This window comes from Jiangella gansuensis DSM 44835 (assembly GCF_000515395.1).
Taxonomy (GTDB): domain Bacteria; phylum Actinomycetota; class Actinomycetes; order Jiangellales; family Jiangellaceae; genus Jiangella; species Jiangella gansuensis.
The window spans coordinates 4,815,024-4,824,031 of the sequence record NZ_KI911782.1 but is presented as its reverse complement, the minus strand read 5'-3'; the positions used below and the strand labels follow the sequence as shown (position 1 = coordinate 4,824,031).

General features: G+C 71.8%; 7 protein-coding genes and 1 pseudogene. 4 read left to right on the top strand and 4 right to left on the bottom strand.

The features are described from left to right. Nucleotides 1–169 precede the first annotated feature (169 nt). Entirely contained in the window at nucleotides 170–748 is a 579-nt protein-coding gene (locus JIAGA_RS0122700) for a 1,2-dihydroxy-3-keto-5-methylthiopentene dioxygenase (protein ID WP_026877415.1), read from the bottom strand. Nucleotides 749–844: 96 nt separating this feature from the next. Between JIAGA_RS0122700 and JIAGA_RS0122695 the strand changes: the two genes are divergently transcribed. Further along, nucleotides 845–1,981, top strand: a complete 1,137-nt coding sequence (locus JIAGA_RS0122695) for a pyridoxal phosphate-dependent aminotransferase (protein WP_035812875.1) — start codon at nucleotides 845–847, stop codon at nucleotides 1,979–1,981. Here the strand turns inward: JIAGA_RS0122695 and JIAGA_RS0122690 are convergent. Then, the gene (locus JIAGA_RS0122690; RefSeq protein WP_026877413.1) at nucleotides 1,971–2,480 is read right to left on the bottom strand and encodes a TetR/AcrR family transcriptional regulator; all 510 of its coding nucleotides are present in this window, start codon (nucleotides 2,478–2,480) and stop codon (nucleotides 1,971–1,973) included. The two genes, JIAGA_RS0122695 and JIAGA_RS0122690, sit on opposite strands and share 11 nt — an antisense overlap. Before the next feature lie 52 nt (nucleotides 2,481–2,532). On the opposite strand from JIAGA_RS0122690, the gene JIAGA_RS0122685 reads away from it, so the two are divergent. Further along, on the top strand, nucleotides 2,533–2,880 hold the full coding sequence (locus JIAGA_RS0122685) for a VOC family protein (protein WP_026877412.1): 348 nt from the start codon (nucleotides 2,533–2,535) through the stop codon (nucleotides 2,878–2,880). A 7-nt stretch (nucleotides 2,881–2,887) separates the two neighbouring features. Here the strand turns inward: JIAGA_RS0122685 and JIAGA_RS0122680 are convergent, their stop codons facing one another. Next, nucleotides 2,888–3,439 (bottom strand): hypothetical protein, encoded by a 552-nt coding sequence (locus tag JIAGA_RS0122680; RefSeq protein WP_026877411.1) that lies wholly within the window; start codon nucleotides 3,437–3,439, stop codon nucleotides 2,888–2,890. A gap of 169 nt (nucleotides 3,440–3,608) precedes the next feature. Between JIAGA_RS0122680 and JIAGA_RS0122675 the strand changes: the two genes are divergently transcribed. After that, the gene (locus JIAGA_RS0122675; RefSeq protein ID WP_026877410.1) at nucleotides 3,609–4,151 is read left to right on the top strand and encodes an AMIN-like domain-containing (lipo)protein; all 543 of its coding nucleotides are present in this window, start codon (nucleotides 3,609–3,611) and stop codon (nucleotides 4,149–4,151) included. An 88-nt stretch (nucleotides 4,152–4,239) separates the two neighbouring features. Then, nucleotides 4,240–5,631, top strand: a complete 1,392-nt coding sequence (locus JIAGA_RS35810; protein ID WP_026877409.1) for an FAD-binding oxidoreductase — start codon at nucleotides 4,240–4,242, stop codon at nucleotides 5,629–5,631. Between the two features lie 1,990 nt (nucleotides 5,632–7,621). Here the strand turns inward: JIAGA_RS35810 and JIAGA_RS35805 are convergent. After that, nucleotides 7,622–8,968, bottom strand: a pseudogene (locus JIAGA_RS35805) (AfsR/SARP family transcriptional regulator); the annotation flags it as partial. Nucleotides 8,969–9,008 lie beyond the last annotated feature (40 nt).

The following is a 9,008-nucleotide window of genomic DNA, read 5'->3' as shown; positions in this document are numbered from 1 at the left end:
CCGCCGTCTCACACTCTGGTGGGCGCCCCGAATGACCGCGTTGACCCGGTGCTCCCCATTGATCACGTTCGGCATGGCTACTCCCGCCTCACCAGGAATGCTTGCCTGGTGAGGCGGGAGAACGCCTGGTGTTGTATGCCTCGTGATCCGCGGCCGCGATGGCCCGCGTTCAGCCGCCGACGGGGGTGGCGGCGATCTCGTCGTAGGTGGGGAACCGGCTGGAGATGTCGCTGCCGGTGAAGTCGCCGACCCAGCCGTCCTCGTCGTGGAAGAAGCGCACCGAGATGTACTCGGGGTTCGTACCCATGTCGAACCAGTGCGTGGTGTTGGCCGGGACGGAGATGAGGTCCCCGGCCTCGCAGAACGCGGCGAACACCTTGCCGCCCGCGTGCAGGTAGAAGATGCCGGAGCCGTAGGCGAAGAAGCGGTCCTCGTCGTCGTCGTGCTGGTGCTCCTGCAGGAACTTCTGCCGGGCGGCCGGGGCCTTCTCGTCGTAGTCGTCCTGCGCCGGGTCCAGCCGCAGCACGTCGACCAGCGTGTACTTCTCCTTGGCGATGACGTCGTCGATCTCGGAACGGTACGCAGCCAGCACGTCGTCCTGGGTGGGGTCGTCGGGCAGCTCCTGGATCTCCCAGCGGCTGAACCGGGCGCCCAGGGCGGCCAGTTCGGCGGTGATCGCGGCCGCGTCGGTGGTGTCGAGCACGGGGGTACTGGGGTCGGTGTCGTTCCACACGGTCAAGCGGCTCACGGTGTCCTCCTCGCGGGATGTCACCCACCATTGTGCGGCACGGCCGTGAGCTACCGTGAACCCGTGCCACCACGCCGACCAGCCCTCGTAGAGCGGATGCGCCCGTTCACGTCCACGATCTTCGCCGAGATCACCGCGCTGGCCACCCGGACCGGTGCCATCAACCTCGGGCAGGGCTTCCCCGACACCGACGGACCGCGCGAACTGCTCGACGCGGCCAGCGAGGCCATCCACGGCGGTCAGAACCAGTACCCGCCCGGCCCCGGCGTCCCGGTGCTGCGCGAAGCGGTGGCCCAGCATCAGAAGCGCTTCTACGGCCTCGACGTCGACCCCGACGCCGAGGTGCTGGTCACGGCCGGCGCGACCGAGGCCATCGCGGCCACCATCCTGGCGTTGTGCGAGCCCGGCGACGAGGTCGTCACCTTCGACCCCGTCTACGACTCCTACGCCGCGTCCATCGCGCTGGCCGGCGCCGTCCGCAAGACCGTGACGCTGCGCTGGCCCGGCTTCGCCCTCGACGAGGCGGAGCTACGGGCCGCGTTCGGCCCGCGGACCCGAGTGGTCCTGGTCAACACGCCGCACAATCCGACAGGCAAGGTGTTCGACCGCACCGAGCTCGAGCTGATCGGGGCGCTGGCACGCGAGCACGGCGCCGTCGTCGTCACCGACGAGGTCTACGAGCACCAGGTCTACGACGACGGCGTCCACCTCCCGATGACCACGCTGCCCGGCCTGGCCGAGCAGACCATCACCATCTCCTCGGCCGGGAAGACGTTCTCGGTCACCGGCTGGAAGGTCGGCTGGTTGCACGGCCCGGCCGAGCTCGTCGCGGCCGTCCGGGCGGTGAAGCAGTTCCTGACGTTCGTCAACGCCGGGCCTTTCCAGCCCGCGGTGGCGGTGGGCCTGGGTCTGGGCGACGACTTCTACCGGACGCTCGCCGGTGACCTGCGGGCCAAGCGCGACCTCTTGTGCGACGGGCTGCGGGCGGCCGGCTTCGAGGTGTCGGTGCCGCGCGGCACGTACTTCGTCGTCGCCGACGCGGTACCGCTCGGCTTCGACGACGGCGTCGAGCTGTGCCAGCGGCTGCCGGAGCTGGCCGGGGTCGCCGCCGTCCCGGTCTCGGCATTCCACGACGACCCCGACGCCGCCCGGTCGCTGGTCCGGTTCGCCTTCTGCAAGCGCGACGAGGTCCTGCAGGAGGCCGTCGAGCGCCTGGGCCGCCTCAGCCGCTGAGCAGGAACTCGAGGGCTCGGCGGCCCGCGGCGGCCGGTGCGCCGCCGGCGGTCTCCAGCAGCGCGGCTCGCCAGGCCGCGGCCAGCACGACGGCGGCGGTGCCGGCGTCGTCGGGGAGCAGCGCCTCCAGCGTCAGCCGGATGGGATCGGGGCGGTCGGCCGCTGTGGTCTCGCCGAGCAGCCGGCAGGTGCCGAACCGGGCCGCGGCGTCGAACGCGACCAGGACGGCTGCCCGGACGGCCGTTCGGCCGGTGCCGCCGACCGCGGCGGCTGCGCCTTCCATGCGGTCGGTGATGCGCTTCTCGACGTCGTCGCGGACGACTGTGTAGAGGCCCAGCTTCGAGCCGAAGTGGTGGTACAGCGACCCGGTGGTGACGCCCGCCTTCGCCGCGAGGTCGGTGACGGCGACTGCCGCGTAGCCCGCCTGCTCGAACTCGTGCAGGGCGGCCTCGATGAGGCGGGCCTTCGCCGAACCCGGGACCGGAACCCACTCTGGCATGCCTGCAGCGTAACACGTTGACGGTATTCCGTAACGAGGTTACGTTGTGCGCATGAAGCTCACGTATCTCTATGTCTCCGTGCCCGAGCTGGCTCCCGCGCTGGCCTTCTACCGCGACCAGCTCGGCCTCGACGAGGCCTGGCGGGAAGGCGAGTCCACCGTCGCGTTCGCCCTGCCCGGCACCGACGTCCAGCTGATGCTCGACGTGCCGGTCGACGCGGACGAACGGTGGCAGTCCGGCCCGTTCTACGAGGTCGACGACGTCCGGGCGTTCATGAAGGAACGCTCTGAGCTGCGCTGGCTGGGCGAGGCGATCGACATGCCCGGCGGTCAGACGGCGACGTTCGCCGACCCGGCCGGCAACGTCATGCACGTCTTCGACCAGTCAGCGGCGGAGTGACCGCTGCTCATCGCGGCGACCGGCGGATGCGGCCCCAGGGCTTGTAGACCGACAGCAGGAACGCCACCACCAGCAGCGTCGGCGAGACGATCGGCGGGAACGCCAGGTCGCTCGCCTGCACCGACACCGGCTCGCCTGCCGCCAGCCGCCGGCCCTGCTCCGCCGCCTCCTGCACGCCCGGCCGCAGCGCCACCAGCACCAGGGTCGACAGCAGCACGTTCAACATCAGCTTCAGCGCCACCCACCAGTACCGCACCAGCCCGTACTTGCTGCCCAGGCCCAGCACGATCCCGCTGGCCAGGCAAAGCATCCCGGCGATCGTCATCGGCCAGACGGCGAACACCTCCAGCGCCTGATAGCTCAGCGCCTTCGTCTGGTCGGAGTCGCTGGCCAGCGCCGTGAAGACGAAGACGCCCATGACGACGTCGATTCCGACCCATGCGCCCGCCGCCAGGATGTGTACGACGAGGACGCCCTTGCGCAGCCGGCCGCTCAACCGCCACGGCCGGCGGGAGTCCGGAGCGCCCGCGCGCTTCTCAGTGCGTGTGGTGATCGTCATGCCGTCAGCCTCGCGGGCCCCGGTCGTCGCCGTCGTCGGCCCTGCTGCGTATTCGCGGCTACGCGAGCCTGCGTAGCGGCGGCCCTATTTATAACGTTTCGGCTGATGTGTCAACCCGAGTGCCCGGTCGGGCGTCCTTGTCATCACCAACGGGCACAAGGGGGGCGTCATGAGACGAACCATCGCCATCGTCATCGCACTACTGACCGCCGGGGTCGCGTTCTTGACCGCTCCGGCCGCCTCGGCCGCACCGTACTGCGGCATTCGCTGGGGGTCGCTGCCGGAACGTGCGAGCGCGACCGAGACCGCGCCGCTCTCCGACGTCCGGGCGGGCCGGCACGCCTGCTTCGACCGTCTCGTCCTCGACTTCGCCGGCGACGCCGACGGTTACGCCGTCCGCTACGTCCGGGCGGTCACGATGGACGGGTCGGGCCGCCCGGTGCTGTTGCGTGGCGGCGCGTTCCTGGAAGTGGTCGCGATCGCGCCGGCCCACGACAACGCCGGCAACGCGACGTACCGCCCCGCCGACCGGCGCGAGCTCGTCTCCGTGTCCGGCTGGCGCACCTTCCGGCAGGTCGCCTGGGCCGGGAGCTTCGAGGGCCGGACGACCATCGGGCTCGGCGTGCGCGCGCGGCTGCCTTTCCGGGTGTTCACGCTGGACGGGCCCGGCGGCGGGTCGCGCCTGGTGATCGACGTCGCCCACCGGTGGTGACCCGGCACCGCCGGCAAGTCGGTCGCAAGTAGCCGCCAAGGGGAGGGGTCGATGGTGGAGCCGGCCTACGACGTACCAGGGGGACTCCATGACTTCCGACTCGACCCTTCCCAAGCTCACCGACGCGTCGGCACTGCGCGACTCGTGTGGCGGAGCCGTGCATCTGCCCGGCGATCCCGGCTACGACGCCGCTCGCATGCCGTGGAACGTCGCCGTCCAGCAGCGGCCGGCCGCCGTGGCCTACCCGGCCGACGCGTCCGAGGTGGCGTCGGTCGTCCGGGCAGCGGCCGCCGCCGGCCTGCGGGTGGCGCCGCAGGGTACCGGCCACAACGCCGGCGCGCTCACCGGCGACCTGGATGACGTCGTCCTGCTGCGCACGGCCGGGATGACCGGAGTGGAGGTCGACGCCGACGCCCGGACCGCCCGGGTGTCCGCGGGTGCCCTGTGGCTCGACGCGGTCGACGCCACCGCGCCGTACGGCCTGGCGTCGCTGCACGGCTCCTCGCCCGATGTCGGCATCGTCGGGTACTCCCTGGGCGGCGGGCTCGGGTGGTACGCACGCGAACTGGGCCTGCAGGCCAACAGCGTCACGGCGGTCGAGCTGGTGACAGCGGACGGGTCCCACCTACGTGCCGACGCCGACCACGAGACCGAGCTGTTCTGGGCGCTTCGCGGCGGCGGCGGGAACTTCGGCATCGTCACCGCGCTGGAGTTCCGGCTCTATCCCATCGCCGCCGCGTACGCGGGCATGCTCGTGTTCGACTGGACGCAGGCCGCGCGTGTGCTGCCCCGGTGGGCGGAGTGGGCCGCCGAGGCGCCGGACGCCGTCACGACGTCGTTCCGCATCCTGCAGTTGCCGCCGTTCCCCGAGATCCCGGAGCCGGTCAGGGGCAGGCAGCTCGCCATGATCAACGGCGCCGTGCTCGCGGACGACGCGCGCGCCGCCGCGATCCTCGAGCCGCTGCGCGCGCTCGGACCGGAGCTGGACACGTTCGCGACCGTGCCGTCCGCGTCGCTGGTGCGACTGCACATGGATCCGGAAGGACCCACCCCGGCTGTTTCGGACAGTTCGATGCTGGCCGAACTGCCCGCTGCGGGCGTCGACGCCTTTCTCGCCGCCGCGGGACCGGACTCCGGCTCGACGCTCCTCATGGCCGAGCTCCGGCAACTCGGCGGTGCGTTGTCCCGGCCGCACCCGGGCGCAGGTGCATTGCCGATGCTCGACGGCCGGTTTCTCCTGTTCGGGGTCACCATCGCGGCGACACCCGAGCAGGCGGCCCAGGGCACGATCGACGCGGGCAACCTGATGGCCGCGATGTCGCCGTACGCGAGCGGAGCGACCTACCTCAACTTCACCGAGACCCCGTCCGACGCGCAGCGGGCGTATGACGAGGCGGCATGGCCGCGGCTACGAGCCGTCCGGGCGGCCGTCGATCCCGGGGGCTTGGTGGTGGCCAACCACCCGATTCCGCCGGCGTGACGGAGGGGGCGGAAGCCAGCAGCGGGACGGTTTCCGCGGACGACCCGAGCGCTGTGGCGAGGGAGAGACGCGCTCGGGCGAGCTCCATCCGTGCATCGGACGCGGCGAGCACGGACACGGCCTCGCGTAGGGCGGGCACGCCCGCACCGCCGCGCACCTCGCCCAGCAGCCGCAGCGTCGTGCCGATCAGCCGCCGCGTGCCCCACCGTCGCGCTCGCGTCAGCTCGTCCTCCATGAGTGCCTCGGCCTCGGCGGTCCGGCCGAGCCCGGCCAGCGCCCTGGCACAAAGAGCGCGGGATCGCCGCCACACCGGATTCACCACGCTCGGCATCAGGTGGGCTGACCTGTCGAGCACGCCGAGGGCCTCGGCATCGCGGCCCTCGGCGAGCAGCACGGCGGCCTCGGCCTCGGCGAACAGGCGTAGCCCGTCGCCGACGCGAGGATGGTCACGGATCCGCTCGAGAAGGACTCGCGCCGCCGTCACGTCCCCGAGGTCCAGGACGACACCCACCATGAACGTCTCGCTGTACGGGAGCCCGATGGACGACCCCCACACACGGCTCTGTTCGGTGCTGAACACGAACGAGTCATAGGCCTCACGCAGGTCGCCCTGCTGCCAGAGCAGGAAGCCGCGCCACAGTCGGGCCGCCAGGGCGTCGAAGACCGAGCCTCGAGCGTGTGCGACCGCGAGGGCTTCGTCCCAGACGTGGGTCCCGCCCGCCTCGGACATGTCCTGGACGATCGCCGCGAGGATCCACGTCAGTCCGGCGTCGTGGTCGAGCAGGACACCGTCGGCGAGTGCGAACCGGGCGAGCTCTGTCGCGCGCGAACGGTCGTCGCCGGCGATCAGCGTCTCCCAGGCGAGATCCGCCGCGAGCATCCGGGCTCCCGGCCCGTCGCCGGCCGGCCTCGGCTGCTCCATCGCGTAGGCGCGACGGTCGAGGCCGTGCATGAAGCCCGAGATCCTCCGCAGTGCCACGAGACCCTGTCGCGCGTCGGCGAGCTCGGGTGGCAGGGCGGCCTCGGCTCGCAGAGCGAAGGAGGTCGGCCGTCCAGCCGGGCCGACGAAGACGAGAGCACGGGTCAGGGTCTGCGCGACGGCTGCCCGCGCCTCGGGATCTTCCAGCGTCGCATAGGCCTGTTCGAGCGGACCGACGGCGCCGGCACCGTCGTGCATGGCCTGGAACCGGCCGAGCTCCAGGAGCACGTGTGGCTTCGTGTCCCGCCCGGGCGGTTCGGCCAATGCTCGGACGAGATAGGCCGTGGCGCTGTCCGGTGCGCCCCGTTCGGCGGCCTCCGAAGCCGCCCGGCGCAGGACGTCGACGACCCACGCGTCGCCCCGGTTCGGCACCTTCAGCAGGTGTGCGGCCAGTTGCTCGGGCGTGGCTCCCATGGCGTCGAGGACTCTGGCTGCGTGCTCGTGCTGAAGCGCACGATGGGCGGAGGACGCGTCGCGGTAGACGGCTTCTCCGATGACCGGGTGGACGAAGCCCAGCGGGTTTGCGTCGCGGACCAGCTCAGCGCGGACCAGCGCGGCGATGGAAACCGCCACGTCGGCTTCCGGCAGGCCGGCCAGAGCGGCGACGGCCGGCACGGCTGCTCCTTCGCCGAGAACCGCGATCGCCTGGGCCACCGCGGTGTGCGAGCCCGGCAGCCGCCGCAGCCGCAGCAGGACCATGCTCGACACCGCGCGGGAGCCGATCGCGGTCACGGTGTCGGTATGCGCGGCATCAGGCGGGATCCGGTCGGCTTGCAGGGCACGCAGCACCTGCCGGACCAGCAGCGGGTTGCCGTTCGTGGTGGCGTGACAGGCACGCACGAAGCGATCGTCCGCCGCATCGCCGAGCCGCCGGCACACCAGATCACCGACACCGGCCACGGTCAGGGGGCCCGGCCGGATCGGTGTCGCGACGAGGTCGTCGCTCAGCTCGTCGAGGAGCTCGATACCCGGCTCCTTCTCGGCCTTCCGCACCGTGGCGACGACGAGAAGAGGCAGCCCTTCGAGCCGGCGAACGAGGTAGGCGATGAATCGCAACGAGGCGTTGTCACACCATTGCAGGTCGTCGACGGCCAGTACGACCGGCTGGCCGGCGCACAGGTTGACGGTCAACCTGTACAGACCGTGGAGCACCGAGAAGGAGCTGTCGTGCCGTTCCTGGTGCGGCGTGGTCGTGTCGAAGACGGCGCGCGCCGACGCGGCCGCGCCGGACAGGGCCTGCTCGCGTCGCCGAGGATCGGCGAGCGCCGATTCGAAGAGCTGGCGGACGACGCCGTACCCGTACTCCTTCTCCATCTGGCTGCCACGTGCCGCCAGCGTCCGGGCGCCACGTTCGGCGGCGAGACGGCGGACCTCCGCGAGCAGCCTGCTCTTGCCGATGCCCGTCGTGCCCTCGATCAACACCAGCCGGGCGTGTCCTGCGATCGCCTCGTCGAAGCACGCGCTCAGCTCGGCCAGCTCGCGGTCGCGGTCGATGAGTTCGTCGAACCGGTCCACGCGCGGTCGGTTCGGCCGTGCCGCGACGGTGACCTGCTCCGGCTTCGTCTCCGGCGGCCGTCGGGCATCGAGGGTGGGGGACTGGCGCAGCAGGTCGGCTTCGAGCGCCCGTAGCGCGGGTCCGGGGTCGACACCCAGCTCGTCGGCGAGCGTGGACCTGGCACGACGCAGGGTGGCGAGCGCGTCCGCCTGACGATGGGCGCGGTAGAAGGCCAGGGCGAGCAGCCGCCAGCGCTCCTCGCTGAGCGGCTGCTCGGTGACGAGCGTCTCGATCTCCGGAATGAGCACGGCGGTCTCGCCGGACGCCAGGCGCGCCGCAACGAGCTGCTCCCGGGCTACGTCGCGCAGATGCGTGAGGCGCTGGGCGTGGGCCTCGGCCCAGGGTTCCTCGGCGTAGTCGGCGAGGGCCGGTCCGTGCCAGAGTGCCAGCGCGGTCCTGAGTGTGAGCGTCGCCGCCGCCGGATCAGGCGAACCGACGGCGTCGGCCACCAGCCGCTCGAACCGCCATGCATCGACTGCATCCTCGGGTATCCGCAGTGCGTAGCCCGGGCCGGCGCTGGTGATGACTCCGTCGCGTTCGCGGGCCGCACGATCGGGCTCGAGCACTCGCCGCAGGTGCGAGATGTGCGCCTGCAAGGCGCCGGTCGAGCGTGCCGGGGGGCGATCACCCCACAACGCGTGGACGAGCTGTCCGACGGGTACGACGTCACCTCGGGCGAGCAGCAGCCTGGCGACCACCGCCCGCTGCTGGCGTCCGCCCAGGTCCAGGTCGATGGCGTGCCGCTCGGCCCGCAGCGGCCCCAGCACGAAGAGTGACAGGCTCGGCCCAGATCCACGGATCATGACGCCCCCCGTATGTCCGTGAGCGGATCATAGGCCTACG